The following is a 20061-nucleotide window of genomic DNA, read 5'->3' as shown; positions in this document are numbered from 1 at the left end:
GATGAAGCAAGTCATAGCGATTACTTTAGGTGATATATCTGGTATTGGGCCAGAAGTGGTTTTAAAAGCTCTAAAGAATAACTCCTTAATTAAGAGGAATAATTTCTTAATTATTGGTAGTAAGGTCGCGCTACCCCAAGATTACCAAGATTGCTTGTTTATCCAAGATCAAGAAGATTTAGATTTTAAAAAATATCCTATAAATTTCTTAGATTTAGATAATATCAAGAGAGAAGATTTTAAATTAGGAGAAATAAATAAAAATTGTGGCAGGGTAGCTCTTGAGTTTATTAAAAAAGCGGTAGAATTAACTTTAAGTAAGAAAGTAGTCGCCATTGTGACTGCACCTCTTAATAAAGAAGCCGTGAATTTAGCTGGGTTTAATTTTTCAGGTCAGACTGGTTTCTTAGCAGCTCTTACTGAAACTTCTTCCTACACCATGATGTTGGTAAGCAAAAGGTTAAAAGTAGCTTTAGTCACTATTCATTCTTCTTTAAGGAAAGCTATTGAAGATATAAGCATAGAAAAGATATTGGTGACCATTAAGTTAGTCAATGAAAGTCTTTCCAGGTGCTTTAAGATAAAGAGACCAAGAATTGCTGTAGCTTCTTTAAATCCTCATGCTGGAGAAGGGGGGTTTTTAGGAGATGAAGAAAAAAGTTTTATTATTCCAGCGATCAACAAAGCTTGGCAAGAAGGAATAGAAGTTTGGGGACCTTTTTCTCCTGATACAATATTTTACAAGACTACTAAAGGAGAATTTGATGTGGTAGTGGCGATGTATCATGATCAAGGTCTTATTCCTTTAAAACTTTTAGCCTTTGAAGAAGCCGTAAATGTGACCGTAGGTCTTCCTATTATTAGAACTTCTCCCGATCATGGGACTGCTTTTGATATTGTTGGTAAAGGCATCGCTAACCCTAAAAGCATGATTGAGGCAATTAAACTTGCTTCCTTTATGGTTAATAAAATATGATCTTGTTGGTAAAGGCATCGCTAACCCTAAAAGCATGATTGAGGCAATTAAACTTGTTTTTTTTATGGTTAAAAGATAGATGTCGATCTTAGTGGAGGTTAAAAGATTACTAAGAGAGAAACAGATTAATCCAAAGAAGAGATTAGGTCAAAATTTCTTAGTTAATTCCTTAGTTTATAATAATATTATCCAAGCAGCTAAGTTAAATGAAGATGATTGGGTGTTAGAGATAGGGGCGGGGTTTGGCTTTTTAACTAAGTTATTAGCCCAAAGAGTCTTTAAGGTAGTAACGATAGAAATAGATAAAGAGATAGTAAAGATAATAAAAAAACAGTTAGAAGGTTTTAAAAATATTGAGATTATCGAAGGAGATATTCTCAAATTAGACTTAAGATTAATTATTCCTAAGGGTCAAAGAATAAAAGTAGTAGCTAATTTACCTTATTATATTACTACTCCGATCATCTTTAAGTTACTTCAAGATAAAGAATTTATTTCTTGTTTAACGATTATGGTTCAGAAAGAGGTGGGCGAAAGAATAGTCGCTAAGCCAGGTAGCAAGGATTATGGAATTTTGTCTATTATGATTCAATACCATGCCTTAGTCAAAAAAGGGATGTTGGTTAAAAATAGTTGTTTTTTTCCAAGTCCTAAAGTGGATTCGGTGATAATTAATTTAGAAATGTTAGATAAACCCAGGGTATTTGTTAATAATGAAACATTCTTTTATAATTCAGTCAAGGGATTATTTGGCCAACGGCGGAAAATGGTGATAAATAATTTAAAGCAATTTAAGGTTTTAAATAATTACGATCATGACTTTATAGTCAGATTATTAAGTGGATTAAATATTAATCCTAAATTAAGGCCAGAAAAGTTAAGCCTTGAAGAGATAGCTAATTTAAGTAATGCTTTGTCTAGTTTATCTACTTCTTCAAGTTAGTTATCTAAGGAAGAGATGTTTTTTGAATTGGTATTTTGCCTAATCTCTTAGGCAATGAGAAGGAAAATAAGATTTAAATTATAAAATTATGGTAATAATTTTAAAAGGGAGGGAAGATTTATGAAAGGAGTAATTATGGCTGGAGGCTTTGGAACGCGATTACGTCCTCTGACTTGTAATATTCCTAAACCTATGGTGCCTATCGTTAATGTTCCGGTAATGGAACATATTATTAGACTTCTTAAGAATTATGGAATTACTGATATTGTTTCTATTCTTTATTACCAACCTGAAATTATTCAAGACTATTTTAAAGATGGCCGTAATTTTGGGGTAAATATGTCCTATGTTTCAGCTATCCAAGATTTTGGAACAGCAGGAAGTGTTAAAAACTCTGAAGAATATTTAAAGGAAGAACCTTTTATCATTATTAGTGGAGATGTTTTAACAGATTTTAATTTAGAAACGATTATTTCTTTTCATCAAGAGAGAAAATCTTTAGCGACTATTGTTTTGACGCGAGTAACTGATCCTCTTGCTTATGGAATTGTAATTACAGATGAGAGAGGAAAAATTTTAAGATTTTTAGAAAAGCCAAGTTGGGGTGAAGTCTTTAGTGATACCATCAATACAGGAATATATATTTTACATCCAGAGGTCTTAAAGTATATTCCTAAGGATAAAGAGTTTGATTTTAGTAAAGATTTATTTCCCCTCCTTTTAAGTAAAAAGGAAGAGTTGTATGGGTGTGTAGTTCAGGGGTATTGGAAAGATATTGGGAATTTAGAAGAATATCAACAAGCTCGTTTTGATATATTTAAAGGTAAGATTAATATTAATATTTCAGGGAAAAGACAAAATTATATTGGAAAAGAAGTTTGGATAGATGAAGAATGTGAAATTTCTAAGACCGTTGAATATACAGAAGGAGTAATTATTGGCAAAAGATGCAAGATTGGGGAAAAAGTAAAGCTAAGGAATGTAATCTTAGGAAATAACTGCGTGGTAGAAGATAATACCAGTATTACTAATAGTATTATCTGGGATAATGTCAAGATTGGTCGTCATGGAGAACTTCGGGGAAATATAGTCAGTAAAAATTCCCAAATATTAGATAATGCTTATTTAGAGGAAAAAGCTTTAGTCAGTGATGGATGTAAAGTTGGAAAAGGGGCTTCCTTGAAAGAGGGAGTAAAGATCTGGCCCCATAAAATAGTTGAAGATGGAGCTACTTTAATGAGTAGCTTGGTTTGGGGAGAACGTTGGTCCAAATCTTTATTTGGAAAGTATGGAGTAGTAGGATTAGCCAATGTAGAACTTACCCCGGAATTTGCTTCTAAATTAGGAGCGGCTTATGGGGCTACTTTTGCTAAAGGCAGTACCATAATTACGAGTAGAGATCAACACAAAGCTTCTCGAATGATTAATCGAGCTTTCATGTCCGGTGTTCTTTCTACCGGCGTAAATGTTCATGATGTAGGAGCTATTCCCTTACCGGTAGCTCGTTATCAAATTGGAGCTTCTGAAGAACAAGGAGGTGTTCACGTCAAGAGAGCTCCTCATCATCTAGAATATTTAGAAATTAGTTTCTTTGATGCTAATGGATTAGATTTATCTTCAAAGAAAGAAAAGGCCATCGAACAGCTCTTTTTCAGGGAAGACTTCAGGAGAGCGGAAATTAAAGAAACAGGAGAACTTACTTTTCCATATCGCATGGTAGAATATTACAAGGAAGGGCTCTTGAGCAAGATTAATGATGATTTAATTTCTCAGAGAGGATTTAAGATCGTTATAGATTATGGATATGGAGGAGCTTCAGTGGTCTTTCCTTCTGTAGTTAGTAATCTTAATTGTGAAGTTTTAACTATAAACTCCTATGTGGATATAGAAAAAACAGGCAAAGTTGATGTTAATGTCTTTTTACAGCAATTATCAAATATTGTTATTACTCTTAAGGCTGACTTGGGCTTTATGTTTGATTTTGAAGCAGAACGTATTTTTATTGTGGATAATAAAGGGAGAATTTTACCTGATAGTTTTGCTTTAGTCTTGGTTTCTTATCTTTTAGCTCAAACTTGTCCCGAAGTTAATATCGCTGTACCAGTAAATATAACCCGGGTAGTAGAAAAGTTAGTCCAAAAAGTAAAAAGGACCAAAACTGCCCCAAGGGCAATGATGGAAGAAAAAGATATTATGATGGTGGGAAATGGCGCCGGCGGCTTTATCTTTCCTCAATTTCAACCAGCTTTTGATGCTATGTTCACCGCCATAAAGATTTTAGAGCTTATGGCTAAAAGAAATATCAAGTTGAGTGAATTAGTAGACTCTATCCCGCCTTTCTTTATTGCTCACGAGAAGATACCTTGTCCTTGGGAGGCAAAAGGAAGGATAATGCGAGAATTAATTGAACTTACTAAGAATGAAAAAGTAGAGCTTATTGATGGAATTAAGGTCTACCATCAGGAAGATTGGGTTCTCTTAATTCCTGACTCAGATAGCCAAATTTTTCATATTTATGCAGAATCAAATTCCGTGGAGAACGCTAAGAACTTAGTTTATAAATATATCGATAAGATCAAGGCCATGATTTAATCCTAAGTTGCCTTCAAAGAATAATATTTAATTTATGTCATAGCCGAATAAACATGTAAAAAGATCAAGGCAATGATTTAATCCTAAGTTGCCTTCAAAGAATAATATTTAATTTATGTCATAGCCGAATAAACATGTAAAAAGATCAAGGCAATAATTTAATCCTAAGTTGCCTTCAAAGAATAATATTTAATTTATGTCATAGCCGAATAAACATGTAAAAAGATCAAGGCAATGATTTAATCCTAAGTTGCCTTCAAAAATAAACTTATTTGTCATGGCAAGGAGCGAAGCAACGAAGTAATTTCAACGGAGAAGGTGATTGATTTGATTTGCTCGCAATGACCCTTTAATTGTAATTTGGTATAAAAGCTTGGTATAAGAGAGTATAAGAGAATAGATAGGAGAATAACTTATGGGAGAGATAACTTTTGGAACTTCTGGTTGGCGAGCAGTAATGGCTGAGGATTTTACTTTTGACAAGGTAAAGATTGTTACTCAAGCTATTAGTAATTACTTGAAAGAAAAGAAAGAAGATCAAAAAGGAATAATAGTAGGTTATGATACTCGATTCATGGCGGAGAAATTTGCTGAGGTAGCGGCTTTAGTCTTAGCTGGTAATGATATTCCTGTTTTTCTTTCAAGTAGGGATGTGCCTACTCCCGTTATTTCTTTTGAAGTAATAAGAAAAAAGTTAAGTGGAGGAATTAACTTTACCGCTAGTCATAATCCTCCTGAATATCAAGGGATTAAATTTTCATCTTCTAATGGTGGCCCAGCATTACCTTCTACTACTAATTGGATTACTGAAAAGGCGAAGATCTTAAATTTAACCCAAGTCAAGCAATTATCTTCTTTAAAAGAAGGAAAAGAAAGAAAACTTATTGAGATGATAGATCCTCGAAATTCTTACTTAGAGAGGATAAAAGAAATTGTAGATTTAGAGATGATAACTAAAGCTAACTTAAAGCTGATTGTAGATAATATGTGGGGAACAGGCCAAGGTTATTTAGATTATCTATTAAAAAAAGCCGGTTGCCAAGTAGAAGTGCTCCATAATTTTCGAGATCCTTATTTTGGAGGCTTGTCCCCAGAACCAGCAGAAGAAAATGTGACTACCTTAATCCAGAAAGTAAAAGATAGTGGTGCTCATTTAGGTTTAGCTACAGATGGAGATGCAGATCGTTTTGGTATCGTTGATCAAGGAGGAAGATATATAGGTGCTAATTATATAATCTCCTTGCTTTATAACTATCTTTTAAAGACTCGAGGATGGCAAGGAGTAGCCGTAAGAAGTGTAGCTACTACTCATATGGTAGATGCGATTGCTAAAAAGCAGGGAAGAAAGATAATTGAGACGCCAGTTGGCTTTAAATATGTAGCAGAAGTAATGGAGAGAGAAGAGATCGTCATTGGAGCAGAAGAGAGTGGGGGTTTGACTATAAAAGATCATGTTCCAGAGAAAGATGGCATCTTAGCTTGTTTATTAGTAGCAGAAATGGTAGCTTTAAACAAAAAATCTCTGACTGAAATATTAAATGAACTATACCAAGAAGTAGGAACTTTTATCAATAAAAGGTTAAATTATCATCTCAGCGAAGAAGAGAAAGAAAAAGTTTTAAGAAGATTAAAGAATAATCCACCTTTAAATTTTGCTGGTCTTAAAGTAAAAGAAGTTGGGGGTGATGGTTTTAAGTTTATCTTAGAAGAAGGTAGCTGGATAATGATTCGGCCTTCAGGAACCGAGCCAGTAGTAAGATGTTATCTAGAGACAGATAATTTGGAAAAGTTACAACGGTTAATAAAAGTAAGTGATGATTTTATAAAGGGATAAATTTGTGGATAAAGAAGTGGATAAAGAAGTGGATAAAGAAAAGATTAAGAAAGCAATAACCATGATTATTGAAGCGATAGGAGATGACCCTAATCGTAAAGGATTAGTCAAGACTCCCGAGAGAGTAGCTGATGCTTACGAGGAGATTTTTAGTGGCATTAATAAAAATTTGGCCAAGGAATTAGAGATTTATTTACCTGATACTCACGAAGAGATGATCTTAGTAAAAGATATATCATTTTATTCTATCTGTGAACATCATTTCTTACCTTTTCATGGAAAAACACATGTCGCTTATTTACCTAAAGAAGGGAGAATTACCGGGCTAAGTAAATTAGTTAGAGTAGTAGAAATATCGGCTAAGAGACTACAGCTTCAAGAACGATTTACTACCGAGATAGCCGATTTATTGATGAAAGTATTAAGACCACATGGGGTATTAGTTATGGTAGAAGCAGAACATCTTTGCATGACCATGAGAGGAGTAAGAAAGCCAGGTTCTATTACGGTAACATCTGCAGTGAGAGGAGCTTTTAAAAATGAAGCTACTAGAGCTGAGGCCTTGGCTATTATTAAAAACAAGTAAGAACTAATGGAAGTTCAAGTTTTAGAATTAGATAATATTCTTGATATTCAAAGAGAGATGGAGAAGATAGGGGTAGATAATCAAGGAATTTCTCTTATGGCTCCTAAGTCTTTATCCCTGGTTCTTAAATTACCTCAAGTAGGACTTAGAGAGGCTTTAATTTTAAAGCAAGAGATGCTTTCCTTGGGAGGAGACGTTGCCTTACCGAGAAAGATTTTTAACTTTTTTCCTCAGGACTACCAAATTTTGCTTTTAGGAAACTTAAAGATATACCAAAAGCTTGTTTCTAAATTAGAAGGCCAATATTTTAAACTTCCTCAAATAGCTCAAACATTAAAGAAAACAATTAATAATTATCAAAAAGAAAATTTTACCTTAAGTTGGAGAGATTATACCCTCTTTTTAAATAAAAGAACTTATCTGATGGGTATCTTAAATGTTACTCCAGATTCTTTTTCAGATGGAGGTAAATTCTTAAAAAAAGAAAAAGCAGTCGATCATGCTTTAAAAATGGTAGAAGAAGGAGTTGATATTATTGATATTGGAGGAAGATCGACTCGCCCTGGCTCTAAGGAAATAAATTTCCAAGAGGAATTAAGTCGGGTGATTCCTGTCATTGAGGAGCTTTCTTCTCGAATAAAAGTTCCTATCTCTATAGATACTTATAGAGCCAAGGTAGCTGAAGAGGCTATTGCTGCAGGAGCAAGTATGGTCAATGATATTAGTGGTCTTAACTTTGATCCCCAGATGGGAGAAGTGGTGGCTAAAAACCAGGTACCGGTGATTGTAATGCATATTAAAGGGACTCCAGAAAATATGCAATATAATCCTCAATATGAAGACCTAATCTTAGAGATCATTACTTATTTAAGAGAAAGTATCAATAAAGCGGTCAAGTTTGGAGTTCCAGAAGACAAGATTATTATAGATCCTGGTATTGGATTTGGTAAGACAGTAGCTCATAATTTAGAGATTATTAAAAGATTAAAAGAATTTAAGATTTTAGGAAGACCAATTTCAATAGGAACTTCTCGTAAATCATTTCTGGCTAATGTCTTAGGTCTTCCAACAGGAGAAAAGATAGAAGAAAGAAGAGAAGGGACGATGGCTTCCGTAGCTGTTTCTACTTATCAGGGAGCTTCTCTATTTCGGGTGCATGATGTCAAAGAAACAAAAAGAGTAATAAAAGTAGTAGAGGCCATAAAATTAGGATTAGAGTTTAGACCTTAATTATGTATAAACTAATAAGTTCTATTAGTATTATAGATATTGTTGATATTTCTATAGTTAGCTTTGTGGTTTATCGGCTATTTGTTTTAGTTAAAGGAACAAGGGCCATGCAAACCTTGAAAGGATTCTTAGTCCTAATTGTCTTGTTTTATATTTCTTCTCAATACCATATTAATACTATTTACTGGATCATGAGAAATTTTTGGACCATAAGCTTAGTAAGTTTTGTAATTATTTTTCAACCAGAGGTTAGGAAAGCTTTGGCCCAGATGGGACAAAGGAAATTGTGGATAAAAAGCTTCTTTAAGAGTGAAGAAGAGTTTATTCAAGAAGTAGTAAGAGCAGTTACAATTTTAGCTAAGGAGAAAATAGGAGCTTTAATTGTCTTTGAGAAAAATATGGGTTTAAAAAATTATATTGAATCTGGCGTAAGATTAGATAGTCGAGTTTCGGTAGAGCTTATCTTGACTATCTTTCATCCAGGAACTGCCCTTCATGATGGAGCTATTATTATCAGAGGGGGACAGATTGCTTCGGCTTGTTGCTTACTTCCCTTAAGTCAGAATCCAGATCTACCTAGTACTTTAGGGACTAGACATCGAGCCGCTATAGGATTAAGCGAAGAGAGTGATGCTTTAATTATTATTGTTTCTGAAGAAACAGGCTATATCTCTTTAACGATGGGGGGTAAATTAATGAAAAATATTAAAGAAGAAACTTTATTAGAGATGCTTTCTTTGTATACTTCTCCTTTTCAAGAAGAAGAGTTCAAATCAGGGTCTTAAATGAAAAATATTAAAGAAGAAACTTTATTAGAGATGTTTTTATATATACTTCTCCTTTTCAAGAAGAAGAGTTCAAATCAGGGATTTTAAATGAGTAAGATCAATGAAGGTTTTTAAAATAAAAGAGTTATTTTTTAAGAATATTGGTTTAAAATGTTTTTCTATAATCGTGGGTATATTGCTCTGGATATATGTAAGCACTGAGGAAGGAGTAGTTAGAAATTTTAAAATTCCTATAAATTATGTGGGCATCTCTAATAATTTGTCCATTAGTCATACTTCTGAAGATAAAATATTGATTACTGTCCAAGGGGAGAGAGAAAATATCCTGTCTTGTCAGGCTTCAGACTTTAGGATATCCTTAAGTCTTTCTAAGAAGACTTCGGGTAGCTATACTTACCGGTTATTTCCTTATGAGATAGTAAGACCCCCAGATATTTTTATCAAGAAGATTTATCCAGAATATATTAAGGTTACTTTAAAAGAAAAAGTTATTAAAGAAAGAGAAGAAGGAAATAAAAGCTGATGAATAAGTTATTTGGAACAGATGGCATAAGAGGAGTAGCTAATGTTTATCCTATGGATCCAGAGACAGTCTTGAAGATAGCCCAAGCTTGTGCTATTGTCTTTAAAGATAAGGAAAGATCAAGAGTACTTATTGGTAGAGATACTAGAATTTCAGGACAGATGATAGAAAGTGCTTTAGTAGCTGGACTTACTTCAAGGGGTATTAATTGTATAAAAGTTGGAGTTTTGCCTACTCCAGCGATTGCTTATCTTACCAAGAGTTTAGGTTATCGAGCTGGAATGGTAATTTCTGCTTCTCATAATCCTATGGCTGATAATGGTATTAAAATTATTGGCCAGGATGGTCTTAAACTTTTAGATGAATTAGAAGAAGAGATAGAAGAAGAGATAGAAAATAAAATAAGAAGCGATAAGGTGAAAAAAGAAGTTACCGGAAAAGAAATTGGTTATGCTGGAGAGATGAAAGATGCTGCTGGTCTTTATCTTAAGTTCTTAAAATCTATTACTAAATTAAAAGATTTAAATAAGCTAAAGATAGTAATTGATTGTGCTCATGGAGCGACAAGTGAAGTTGCTCCTTTACTCTTTAAAGAATTAGGCGGTGAAGTCTTTCCTATTAATAATTCACCAAATGGGACTAACATTAATTTAAATTGTGGTTCACAATATCCTGAAATAGTAAGTAAAGAAGTTTTAAAACATAAAGCTGATATTGGTCTTTCTTTTGATGGTGATGGTGATCGCTTAATTGCGGTTGATGAAAAAGGAAAGGTGGTGGATGGTGACTTTATGATGTTAATGGTAGCTGCTTATTTAAAAGAAAAGGATAAGCTTAGAAATAATCTATTAATTATTACCCAGATGAGTAATTTTGGCTTAGAAAAAGCTTTAAAAGAATTAAATATTGATTTTATTAGAACAAAAGTAGGAGATCGTTATGTCTTAAAAGAGATGATAGAGAAAGAAGCTCTTATTGGTGGGGAACAGTCAGGGCACATTATCTTTCGAGATATTAGCTCTGCGGGAGATGGAATTATTTCAGCTTTAAAATTAATAGAGATAATGTTAGAAAAGAGTAAACCACTTTCACAACTTACTACTCTTATGACTCGATTTCCTCAAATATTAGTGAATGTTAAAGTAAGAGAAAGGATTGAATTTAGTAAAATAGCCGAGGTGGAAAGAATAATCAAGGAGAGTGAGAAAAGGATAGCTGATAAAGGGAGGATCTTAGTAAGATATTCTGGAACAGAACCTTTAGCTAGGGTAATGGTAGAAGGAGACAGCCAAGAAGAGATTACCGAAATAGCTAAAAACATCTCAGCAGTTATTGAGAAATATATTGGAGTGTAAGAAGTTATGAATATTTCGGTAATTTCTACTTTAAAGAATGAAAAAGATTCCATCAGGTCTTTCTTAGAAAATTTACTTAATCAGAGTCTTCAACCCCAAGAGATTGTCCTAGTAGATGGAGGTTCTTCTGATGGCACTATTTCAATTATTAAAGAATTTATGGAAAAAGATCCAAAGATAAAATTAATCGCAGAAGAAAATACTGGTATTTCTAAGGGAAGAAATATAGCCATTAAGGAGGCCAGGGGAGATATTATTGCTGTGGTTGATGTCTGTAACTTTATAAATAAAGATTGGCTTCGAAAGTTAGTCGAGCCTTTTATCAAAGATTATGAAAGGTGGGATGTATCTGGTGGATATTATATTCCAGAGATCAAAAGCTTTTTTGAAGAATGCTTGGCGGCGGTTATCTACCATCCTATTTATGAAATAGATCCGGCGAAATTTAATCCTTCTAGTCGGTCAATAGCTTTTAAAAAAAAGGTTTGGGAATTAGTAGGAGGATACCCGGAACTATATTACGCAGGAGAAGACTTAATCTTTGATTTAAAGCTAAAGTACCGAGGATATAAATTTTATTTTGCTAAAGAAGCTCTGGTTTCTTACCAAATGGAACCAACTTTATATAAATTTTTTAGGAAGTATCGACTTTATGGTTATGGTGATGGTCAAGCTAATTTATGGCCTCTACGTTATCTGATTAGATATTCTACTTATCTAAGTGGAATTTTACTTCTCTTCTTAGGATTTAAGCATCCTTATCTTTGGGGATTGTTAAGCTTTTTTGCTTTTTTATATTTAGCTCGACCTTATCGAAGAATACATTTCTTAGGTTATCTAAAAGAAAGATGTCTCTTATCTAAACTAAAAGCATATTTAGCTATACCTTTAATCTTAGTTACTGGTGATTTAGGTAAGATGTTAGGTTATATCGAAGGTCAATCTGAAAGGGTGAGAGGTTTTAATAAATCTAAAAAGATAAATAAGTATACGGGACATTAAGATTTATTAATTAAAGAAGTTATTAAAGAAAGTAATTAAAGAAGGAAAAAAAGAGTGAAAGATGATTTAAGGATGTTACCTACAGCTATTGGGAGTTTACCTTATCAAGATATAGGAAAAGCCAGCAAAGTTATTTTAGAAAATTTTAAAGAGATCCCAGTGTGTTATCAACTACCTAAGTTTAGTTTTTATGAAAATATGTATGTTCAGTACAGCGAAAAATTACCTTGTTTGGTCTTGGATCTGGATAAAGAAAGAATTTATTTTGATCTAAGTAAAGATTATTATCAAGAGTTAGAAAGATTTTACCAAGCTTTTTTAGAGAAAGATGCAGATTATTTTGCTCTTACTTCAAAATACTCTATAGGATTTCATACCGTCTTAGATAAGTTAAGAAATAGTAAAAGTTTAAGTAGATATGTCAAGACTCAAATTACAGGTCCGGTAAGTTTTGGTTTAACTGTTACTGATCAAAATAAAAAAGCAATTTATTACCATCAAGAGATCTTTGCAGCTATTGTCAAAGGATTGGGGATGAAAGGATACTGGCAAGCAAAAAAGATTAAAGAAGAAGGTTACATTCCTCTTATCTTTATTGATGAGCCTTATTTTACGGCCATAGGTTCAGCTTATACCAGTATTAATAAAGAAGAGGTGATAAAGAATTTAAATGAAATTATTGACTTAATTAAAGAAGTAGATGGGATAGTAGGAGTACATTGTTGCGGTAACACTGATTGGTCTATTCTCTGTAAGTCAAAAGTAGATCTCATCAGCTTTGATGCTTATAACTACTTAGAGAACTTTAGTTTATTTAAAGAAGATTTAGTTAGTTTTTTAGATCAAGGAGGTTACTTAGCTTATGGAATTATTCCTTCTTCTTCAGAGGCAATTAAAGAAGATCCAGAAAGTTTAACTACTAAATTAGAGAAGAGTATCGCTAAGTTATTTCAAATGGGGATCTTAAATAATGAAACTAAGGATCACTTTATAGTTACCCCAAGTTGCGGGGTAGGGAGTTTAGAAGAAGACTTAGCTGAGAAAGTACTTTGGTTAACTAAAGAAGTTTCTAAGATGATCAAAGAAAGGAAGATTAGATGAGATTAGGAGTAAATATTGACCATATTGCGACTATTAGAGAAGCCAGAGGAGGAAAAGAACCTGATCCTATTTATGCAGCCGTATTAGCTGAAATAGGAGGGTGTTTTGGGATTACCGTGCACTTAAGAGAAGATCGGCGCCATATTAAGGATCGAGATGTCAGGCTTTTAAGAGAGATAATCAAGACTAAACTAAATTTAGAAATGGCTGCGACTGATGAAATAACAAAGGTGGCTCTTTCTATTAAGCCCGATCAAGTTACTTTAGTGCCAGAGAAGAGGGAAGAGTTAACGACTGAAGGAGGTTTAGATGTGATAGAGAATTTTGATCAGATAAGCCATGTGGTTTCAACCCTTCAAGAAAAGAAGATTATCGTTTATCTCTTTATTGATCCAGAAGAAGAGCAGGTTAAAAAGGCCAAGAAGACTGGGGCTGCGGGGATAGAGATTCATACTGGTGTTTATAGTCAGGCTATCTTGGAAGAAGATCTAGAAAGAGAGTTAAAGCGAGTTGAAACGGTGGTTCAATTAGCTAATAAATTAAAGTTAAAGATTAATGCTGGCCATGGTTTAAATTATCAAAATGTTAGACCTATTGCCCAAATACCATTTATTAAAGAGTTAAACATTGGCCATAGTATTATAAGCAGAGCTTCATTAGTGGGAATGGTTCAAGCTGTGAAAGAGATGGTTTTTTTAACTCAAAGGAAGATATAGCTATGTGTGGTATTATTGGTTATGTAGGTAAAAGAGAAGCAAAAGAAGTCTTGATTGAAGGCTTAAGACGTTTAGAATATCGAGGTTATGATTCGGCTGGTATATCTGTTCTCAATCAAGGAGAGATAAAGACTGTAAAAACAGTAGGAAAGTTATTTCGATTGGAGGAAGCTCTTAAAGAATCACTTCTATCTGGTAATATAGGTATTGGCCATACGAGATGGGCTACCCATGGTCGGCCAAGCAATGAAAATGCACATCCTCATTCTGACTGTTATAATCAAGTGGTGGTTGCTCATAATGGAATTATAGAAAATTATATAGAATTAAGAGAAGAATTAAAGAATAAAGGTCATATCTTAACTTCAGAAACAGATACAGAGATTATTGCTCATTTAATTGAAGAATACCTCAAGATAAGTTGTTTTGAGAAAGCTGTCTTATTAAGCCTAAAAGCTTTAAAAGGTGCTTATGCGGTAGGAGTAATTTATAATCAATGCCCTGATACCATTATTGCCGCTCGTTTAGGAAGTCCGCTTATTATTGGCTTAGGCCAAGAGGAACATTTTATTGCCTCAGACATTCCAGCTATCTTAAATCATACCCGAGAGGTTATTTTCTTGGACGAAGAAGAAGTAGCCATTATCAAAGCTAAAGAAGTTAAGGTAATGGATTTAGAGGGAAAGGTAAAACTAAAGACTTCTCACCGGGTGGAATGGAATCCTGTTTTAGCTGAAAAGGGTGGTTATAAGCATTTTATGTTAAAAGAAATCCACGAACAACCCATGGCTATTGAAGATACCATGAGAGGGAAGTTAAAAGAAGATGATGTCTTTTTAGAAGAGATAAATTTAAGTGAAGAAGATATCAATAAGATAGACAGGATCTTTATCGTAGCTTGTGGCACTTCATACCACGCTGCTTTAATAGGAAAATTCATGATAGAGGAATTAGCTAATATTCCTACAGAAGTGGATATTGGTTCAGAATTTAGATATCGGAATCCAATCATTAATGATAAAGTTTTATTTATTACCATTAGTCAATCAGGGGAGACAGCAGATTCTATTGCGGCTTTACGAGAAGCTAAAAAAAAGAAAGCTAAGGTTATTTCTATCTGTAATGTCTTAGGGAGTACTATTACCCGAGAATCAGACGGAGTGATTTATACTCACGCTGGTCCAGAGATTGGAGTAGCTTCAACCAAGGCTTTTACTACCCAAATAGTAGTTTTGTATATGTTAGCTATTTATTTAGGAAGAAGAAGAAAGATGTTATCTTCTCAAGAAATTAAGGAGCTAATCTTAGAATTAAGAAGACTTCCTCAACATGTAGTTGATGTTTTAAAGAGTATGGAAGAGATCAAGAATTATACAAAACTATATTTTAAGTGTAGTGATTTTCTCTTTTTGGGACGGGGGATAAATTATCCTATTGCTCTTGAAGGAGCCTTAAAACTTAAAGAGATATCTTATATTCATGCGGAAGGTTATCCAGCGGGAGAGATGAAGCATGGACCTATTGCTTTAATTGACGAAAATATGCCAGTTGTGGTAATAGCTACTCAAAGTAAAGTCTATCATAAGACCATAAGTAATATTGAAGAAGTAAGGGCCAGGGATGGCATTGTGATTGCCTTAGCTAATAGTGATGATCAAAAGATTGCAAACTTAGCTAATCATGTGACGCATATTCCTAAAACTAGTGAATTACTTATTCCAGTCTTAAATATTATTCCTTTACAGGCATTAGCTTATTATATTGCTGATAAAAGAGGTTGTGATGTAGATCAACCTCGAAATTTAGCTAAAAGTGTTACTGTAGAATAAAATAAAAAGGAGGAAATTATTTTGGAGACCAAGATATTTAAAAATGTAACCTTAGGTGATCAGGTAATTATTCAAAATCCTTCTATGATTGGAGTTCCCCCCCGAGGAAGAAAGGATGGGGAGTTAGAGACAATTATTAGGGCAAATTCTATCATTAGGGCTTTTACTACTATCTATGCAGGTAGTACTATGGGCGAGGGTCTTCAAACTGGCCATGGGGCCATGATCAGAGAGGATAATATTATTGGAAATAATGTAAGTATTGGGACTAATGCCGTTTTAGAGTTTAAGAATAAGATAGGAAATAATGTTCGCATTCATAGTGGGTGCTTCATGGAAGATGTAGAGATTGGTGATTATGTCTTTGTAGGGCCTAATGTAGTCTTTACTGACGATCTCCATCCAATGTTTTGTCCTACTTATTTAAAGTGCAAAGGAGGAGCTAAGGTCTTAGACTTGGCTCGGATTGGAGCTAATTCTACTATTTTGCCGGGAGTAGTTATTGGCAGAAATTCATTAGTGGGTGCAGGCTCGGTAGTAACGAAAGATGTTCCTGATTATGCGGTGGTGGTAGGCAATCCAGCTAAAGTAATTAATGATGTCAGAAAGCTTAAATGTATCTCGGGATATCAGGAAAGACCTTATTCATGGCCACCATATCTTAATGAGATGTAAAAAAGACAAAAAGATAAAGCAAGAAAGGTGTTAGTTTATTGACGAATAAGCAGGGAGAAAAAAGGAAAAAGAGAGTCTTAGTGGTAGGTGCTGGTGTAGCGGGAGAGATGGTCGTAGCTGAAATACTTAACCATCCTGAAATAAACCAAGAAATAGTAGGCTTGGTTGATGATGATCTTAAAAAGTTAGGTAAGATAGTTTATGGTAAAGTAGTTTTAGGCACAAGTGATGATATTCATAAGATCTGCTTAGAAGAAAAGGTTGAAGAAATCTTAATGGCTATTCCTTCCGCTAAGGGAAAGACCATTAGAAAGATTATTGAAAAATGTAAAAAGACTAAAGTTGATTTTAAGATTGTTCCTGGAATCTACGAGATTATTACCGGTGATGTTTATATTAATCAAATTCGAGAAGTTTTACCGGCGGATTTGTTAGGTCGTGAAACAGTTAAGATTAATTTTAATGAAATATTGCCTTTTTTAGAAAATAAGAGAATTTTAGTTACCGGAGGAGCTGGTTCTATTGGAGGTGAACTATGTAAGCAGATAGCCAGATTTAATATAGAAAGACTCATTATTTTAGATAACAATGAAAATAATCTCTACTTTAAAGAGATAGACCTTTTAAAAGATAATCCTCATTTAAATTTAGAAACCATAATTGTTAATATTAGAGAATATCAAAAAATAGAAAAAATCTTTCAAAAATTTCTTCCTCATCTTATATTCCATGCTGCAGCTTATAAGCATGTACCACTAATGGAAAGATATCCAGAAGAAGCCGTAAAGAATAACATCTTGGTTACTAAGAATTTAATGGAAGTTGCTCATAAATATAAAGCCGAGAAATTTATTTTAATCTCGACAGATAAAGCCGTTAATCCTACCAGTATTATGGGAGCCACTAAAAGAGTAGCTGAACTATTAAGGCAGCTCTTTGTAAAGAGTGAGACAAAATTTATCGTGGTAAGATTTGGAAATGTTCTTGGTAGCGATGGAAGCGTGGTTCCTCTTTTTAAAAAGCAAATTTTACAGGGAGGTCCGGTAACCATTACTCACCCTGAAGTAAAACGTTATTTCATGACCATCCCAGAAGCTGTTTCTTTAATTATTCAAGCTACTTTTCTTGGAAAGGGAGGAGAAGTCTTTGCTTTAGATATGGGGGAACAGATAAAGATTACGGATCTAGCTAAGGAATTAATTACTCTTTCTGGTTTAATTCCTCAAGAAGATATCGAAATTAAGTTTATTGGCCTTCGTCCAGGAGAAAAGCTTTTTGAAGAATTGTTAACTGAGAAGGAAAATCTCAAGGTGACAAAGTATGAAAAGATCATGATAGCTTCTCCAGATAAGATAAAGATAGAAGAATTAAAGCAAAGTTTAGCTGCCTTAGAAAAAACTTCTCAGAAGGAAGATATTATCAAGATCTTCAAAGAGATTCTGCCTAATTATAGCCCTTCAAATAATCAGCAATTCTAATGATGGAACTTAATTTACTCTAGGTCAAATTTTCATTAATAGGTGCGATAAAATCAAGAATTACATTGAAGATACTTTTAAAAAAAGGTTTAAAAAGATTAAAAAAAATACAAAAAGAAATATAACTTGGAATTATAGTAATTTCTGGAAGATTAACTTAATAGCAGCTTCTTTCTTCTTCTTATTAGGGGTAAGCATTGGTGTGGGAACAATTATTAGTCTTTCTCGAAGCTTACCCACTCTTGAGCCATTAGAGAAATATAAAGGATCAAAGCATTGGGAGTTGCCAACTAAAGTCTATGACCTTAATAATGAAATTATTGCTGAATTTTGCGAGGAAAGAAGAGAGATTATAAGTTTATCGGCTCTTCCTAATCATTTAATCAATGCTGTTATTGCCACTGAAGATGCAGACTTTTATAAACATAAGGGTGTAAATTTAAAGGGATTGATGAGAGCTTTTTACAAAAATTTAATGGCTGGACATATTAAAGAAGGTGGAAGTTCTATTACCCAACAATTAGCTAAAGCTTTATTCTTAACACCAGAACGTACTTTTTCTCGGAAGATTCAAGAAATCTTTTTAGCTTTCCATATCGAGAGAAGATATACCAAGAATGAAATTTTAGAGCGGTATCTTAATAAGATTTACTTTGGTCATGGAGCTTATGGAATAGAGTCAGCTGCTCTATGGTATTTTGGAAAGCAGGCTAAAGATTTAAATTTAGCTGAAAGTGCGCTGTTAGCTGGTCTTCCTAAAGCTCCAAATACTTATTCTCCTATTAAAAACCCCTCGCTTGGAAAGAAACGTCAAGCTTTTGTTCTTTCCCGAATGTTGGAGTTAGAGTTCATTACTGAAGATGAAGCTAAAGAAGCTATAAAGACTTTAAATATAGAGCTACGGGAAAGAGAATCTAAAGAAGATGTGATTAGAAGTAAGGCCATTATTAATAAAGCTCCTTATTTTACCGAATATATCCGCCAACAGTTAGAAAAGAAGTACGAAAGACATATTATCTACAAAGAAGGTCTTAAAATTTATACAACTTTAGATTTAAATATACAAAGGGCAGCTGCGGAAGCTTTAATTAGTAAATTAGCCTGGATTAATGGTCTTTCTCGGACTAAGCTTAAACCTGAAGTGGAAATCAACCAAGAAAGTGGAGCAGAAATTACTACTGAAATTAGTGATGAAGAATGGAAGGCTCAAGTAAGAGGACAAAGGATCGAAGGATGTTTCTTGGCCACAAATCCAAAAAATGGGTATATTTTAGCTATGGTAGGTGGAAGTGGATTTACTAAAGATAATCAACTAAATAGAACTATTCAAGCGAAAAGACAAGCTGGTTCTGTCTTTAAACCTATTGTCTATACAGCGGCTATTGATACAGATTTTAGAGCTTCAGATACGATCTACGATGCTCCGGTGGTTTATAAATATGGGGACAAAGAATGGGCTCCGAAAAATTATAAAGGGGTGTATTATGGACAAGTTACCCTTAGAACTGCCTTAGCTCATTCTATTAATGTAGCTTCAGTGAAATTATTAGAAAAGGTTGGTGTTTCCAAAGTAATTGCTTATGCTAAAAGGGTGGGCGTAAAAAGTCATCTTACAGCCAATATGTCTTTAGCTTTAGGAACCTCTGAGGTTACTCCTATAGAGATGGTGGTAGCTTTTGGAGTTTTTGCTAATCAAGGAATTAAGGTAGAACCTTTTTCTATCCGTTATATTGAGGATCAGGAGGGTAATTTATTAGAGGAGAACATTTCTTCTCAGATTAGAGTAATTTCAGAAGAGACTGCTTATATAATGACCAATATGCTAAAAGAGGTGGTCAGGAGCGGAACTGCTGCTTACTCAGTAGGAAACAGTGTTAATAGGCCAGTAGCTGGGAAGACAGGAACAACTAATGATTATGCTGATGCTTGGTTTATTGGATTTACTCCAGATTTAGTAGCTGGAGTGTGGGTAGGTTACGACAAAGGAAGGATTTCTTTAGGAAGTGGGCGGAGTGGAGGAGCCATAGCCGGCCCTATATTTGCTGATTTTATAAATAAAGCCTTGAAAGATACTCCAGTGAAAGATTTTTCAGTGCCTAATAATATCTGTTTTGCTACCATCGATGCTACTACTGGAAAATTGACCAAGGAAACTTGTCCTCGTAAAATTAAAGAAGCTTTTGCCATAGGAACAGTTCCCACAGAATATTGCGATAAAGAACATCAAGAAAAAGAAGAAGTTCTTAAAGAAAAAGAAGAAGGACTTCAGGAAATATTAAGCAATGATTAAAAATAAAATTAATGAGATGATTAAGAATAAAATTGAAGGATATTAGACTTCAATCCTACCGATGACTGGACTTCAGGAAATATTAAGCAATGATTAAAGATAAAATTAATGAGATGATTAAGAATAAAATTGAAGGATATTAG

16 protein-coding genes are annotated in these 20061 nt (G+C 33.8%); all 16 read left to right on the top strand.

Annotated elements, in window-relative coordinates; translation table 11 throughout:
• The first annotated feature begins 1 nt into the window (after nucleotide 1).
• The 16 genes from pdxA (at nucleotide 2) to KJ849_06550 (ending at nucleotide 19918) form a co-directional block, all read left to right on the top strand.
• Nucleotides 2-976, top strand: a complete 975-nt coding sequence (pdxA, locus tag KJ849_06625; GenBank protein MBU2600231.1) for a 4-hydroxythreonine-4-phosphate dehydrogenase PdxA — start codon at nucleotides 2-4, stop codon at nucleotides 974-976.
• A 79-nt stretch (nucleotides 977-1055) separates the two neighbouring features.
• Nucleotides 1056-1919: a ribosomal RNA small subunit methyltransferase A gene (gene rsmA / locus KJ849_06620; GenBank protein MBU2600230.1), complete on the top strand. Its 864-nt coding sequence runs from the start codon at nucleotides 1056-1058 to the stop codon at nucleotides 1917-1919.
• Nucleotides 1920-2039: 120 nt separating this feature from the next.
• Nucleotides 2040-4511 carry a mannose-1-phosphate guanyltransferase gene (locus KJ849_06615; protein ID MBU2600229.1) on the top strand — a complete coding sequence of 824 codons (2472 nt, stop codon included), beginning with the start codon at nucleotides 2040-2042 and terminating at the stop codon, nucleotides 4509-4511.
• A 415-nt stretch (nucleotides 4512-4926) separates the two neighbouring features.
• The gene (locus KJ849_06610; protein MBU2600228.1) at nucleotides 4927-6345 is read left to right on the top strand and encodes a phosphoglucomutase/phosphomannomutase family protein; all 1419 of its coding nucleotides are present in this window, start codon (nucleotides 4927-4929) and stop codon (nucleotides 6343-6345) included.
• Nucleotides 6346-6349: 4 nt separating this feature from the next.
• Nucleotides 6350-6931, top strand: coding sequence for a GTP cyclohydrolase I FolE (folE, locus tag KJ849_06605; protein MBU2600227.1), 582 nt, complete (start codon nucleotides 6350-6352; stop codon nucleotides 6929-6931).
• A 57-nt stretch (nucleotides 6932-6988) separates the two neighbouring features.
• Nucleotides 6989-8161 (top strand): dihydropteroate synthase, encoded by a 1173-nt coding sequence (gene folP, locus KJ849_06600; GenBank protein ID MBU2600226.1) that lies wholly within the window; start codon nucleotides 6989-6991, stop codon nucleotides 8159-8161.
• Nucleotides 8162-8163: 2 nt separating this feature from the next.
• A complete protein-coding gene (gene cdaA / locus KJ849_06595) occupies nucleotides 8164-8946 on the top strand; it encodes a diadenylate cyclase CdaA (protein ID MBU2600225.1) in 783 nt (260 codons plus the stop codon).
• Nucleotides 8947-9049: 103 nt separating this feature from the next.
• The gene (locus KJ849_06590; GenBank protein MBU2600224.1) at nucleotides 9050-9472 is read left to right on the top strand and encodes a hypothetical protein; all 423 of its coding nucleotides are present in this window, start codon (nucleotides 9050-9052) and stop codon (nucleotides 9470-9472) included.
• The gene (glmM, locus tag KJ849_06585) at nucleotides 9472-10827 is read left to right on the top strand and encodes a phosphoglucosamine mutase (protein ID MBU2600223.1); all 1356 of its coding nucleotides are present in this window, start codon (nucleotides 9472-9474) and stop codon (nucleotides 10825-10827) included. Before KJ849_06590 ends, glmM begins: the two co-directional genes overlap by 1 nt.
• Nucleotides 10828-10833: 6 nt before the next feature.
• Nucleotides 10834-11829 (top strand): glycosyltransferase, encoded by a 996-nt coding sequence (locus KJ849_06580; GenBank protein ID MBU2600222.1) that lies wholly within the window; start codon nucleotides 10834-10836, stop codon nucleotides 11827-11829.
• A 54-nt stretch (nucleotides 11830-11883) separates the two neighbouring features.
• Nucleotides 11884-12930 carry a hypothetical protein gene (locus KJ849_06575; protein ID MBU2600221.1) on the top strand — a complete coding sequence of 349 codons (1047 nt, stop codon included), beginning with the start codon at nucleotides 11884-11886 and terminating at the stop codon, nucleotides 12928-12930.
• The gene (locus KJ849_06570) at nucleotides 12927-13646 is read left to right on the top strand and encodes a pyridoxine 5'-phosphate synthase (protein ID MBU2600220.1); all 720 of its coding nucleotides are present in this window, start codon (nucleotides 12927-12929) and stop codon (nucleotides 13644-13646) included. Before KJ849_06575 ends, KJ849_06570 begins: the two co-directional genes overlap by 4 nt.
• A 2-nt stretch (nucleotides 13647-13648) precedes the next feature.
• Nucleotides 13649-15475, top strand: coding sequence for a glutamine--fructose-6-phosphate transaminase (isomerizing) (glmS, locus tag KJ849_06565; protein MBU2600219.1), 1827 nt, complete (start codon nucleotides 13649-13651; stop codon nucleotides 15473-15475).
• An 84-nt stretch (nucleotides 15476-15559) separates the two neighbouring features.
• Nucleotides 15560-16150 carry an N-acetyltransferase gene (locus KJ849_06560; GenBank protein MBU2600218.1) on the top strand — a complete coding sequence of 197 codons (591 nt, stop codon included), beginning with the start codon at nucleotides 15560-15562 and terminating at the stop codon, nucleotides 16148-16150.
• A gap of 38 nt (nucleotides 16151-16188) precedes the next feature.
• Complete coding sequence (locus tag KJ849_06555; GenBank protein ID MBU2600217.1) at nucleotides 16189-17628, top strand: polysaccharide biosynthesis protein; 1440 nt, start codon at nucleotides 16189-16191, stop codon at nucleotides 17626-17628.
• Between the two features lie 202 nt (nucleotides 17629-17830).
• Nucleotides 17831-19918: a PBP1A family penicillin-binding protein gene (locus KJ849_06550; GenBank protein MBU2600216.1), complete on the top strand. Its 2088-nt coding sequence runs from the start codon at nucleotides 17831-17833 to the stop codon at nucleotides 19916-19918.
• Nucleotides 19919-20061 lie beyond the last annotated feature (143 nt).

Source organism: bacterium (assembly GCA_018830565.1).
Classification (GTDB): domain Bacteria; phylum UBA9089; class JAHJRX01; order JAHJRX01; family JAHJRX01; genus JAHJRX01.
This window is presented reverse-complemented; position numbering and strand designations above follow the sequence as displayed.

Excerpts from the sequence above, each read along its gene's own strand:
- pdxA (MBU2600231.1), top strand. The coding sequence starts at position 2 with ATGAAGCAAGTCATAGCGATTACTTTAGGTGATATATCTGGTATTGGG.
- rsmA (MBU2600230.1), top strand. The coding sequence starts at position 1,056 with ATGTCGATCTTAGTGGAGGTTAAAAGATTACTAAGAGAGAAACAGATT.
- KJ849_06615 (MBU2600229.1), top strand. The coding sequence starts at position 2,040 with ATGAAAGGAGTAATTATGGCTGGAGGCTTTGGAACGCGATTACGTCCT.
- KJ849_06610 (MBU2600228.1), top strand. The coding sequence starts at position 4,927 with ATGGGAGAGATAACTTTTGGAACTTCTGGTTGGCGAGCAGTAATGGCT.
- folP (MBU2600226.1), top strand. The coding sequence starts at position 6,989 with ATGGAGAAGATAGGGGTAGATAATCAAGGAATTTCTCTTATGGCTCCT.
- cdaA (MBU2600225.1), top strand. The coding sequence starts at position 8,164 with ATGTATAAACTAATAAGTTCTATTAGTATTATAGATATTGTTGATATT.
- KJ849_06590 (MBU2600224.1), top strand. The coding sequence starts at position 9,050 with ATGAAGGTTTTTAAAATAAAAGAGTTATTTTTTAAGAATATTGGTTTA.
- glmM (MBU2600223.1), top strand. The coding sequence starts at position 9,472 with ATGAATAAGTTATTTGGAACAGATGGCATAAGAGGAGTAGCTAATGTT.
- KJ849_06580 (MBU2600222.1), top strand. The coding sequence starts at position 10,834 with ATGAATATTTCGGTAATTTCTACTTTAAAGAATGAAAAAGATTCCATC.
- KJ849_06570 (MBU2600220.1), top strand. The coding sequence starts at position 12,927 with ATGAGATTAGGAGTAAATATTGACCATATTGCGACTATTAGAGAAGCC.
- glmS (MBU2600219.1), top strand. The coding sequence starts at position 13,649 with ATGTGTGGTATTATTGGTTATGTAGGTAAAAGAGAAGCAAAAGAAGTC.
- KJ849_06560 (MBU2600218.1), top strand. The coding sequence starts at position 15,560 with ATGATTGGAGTTCCCCCCCGAGGAAGAAAGGATGGGGAGTTAGAGACA.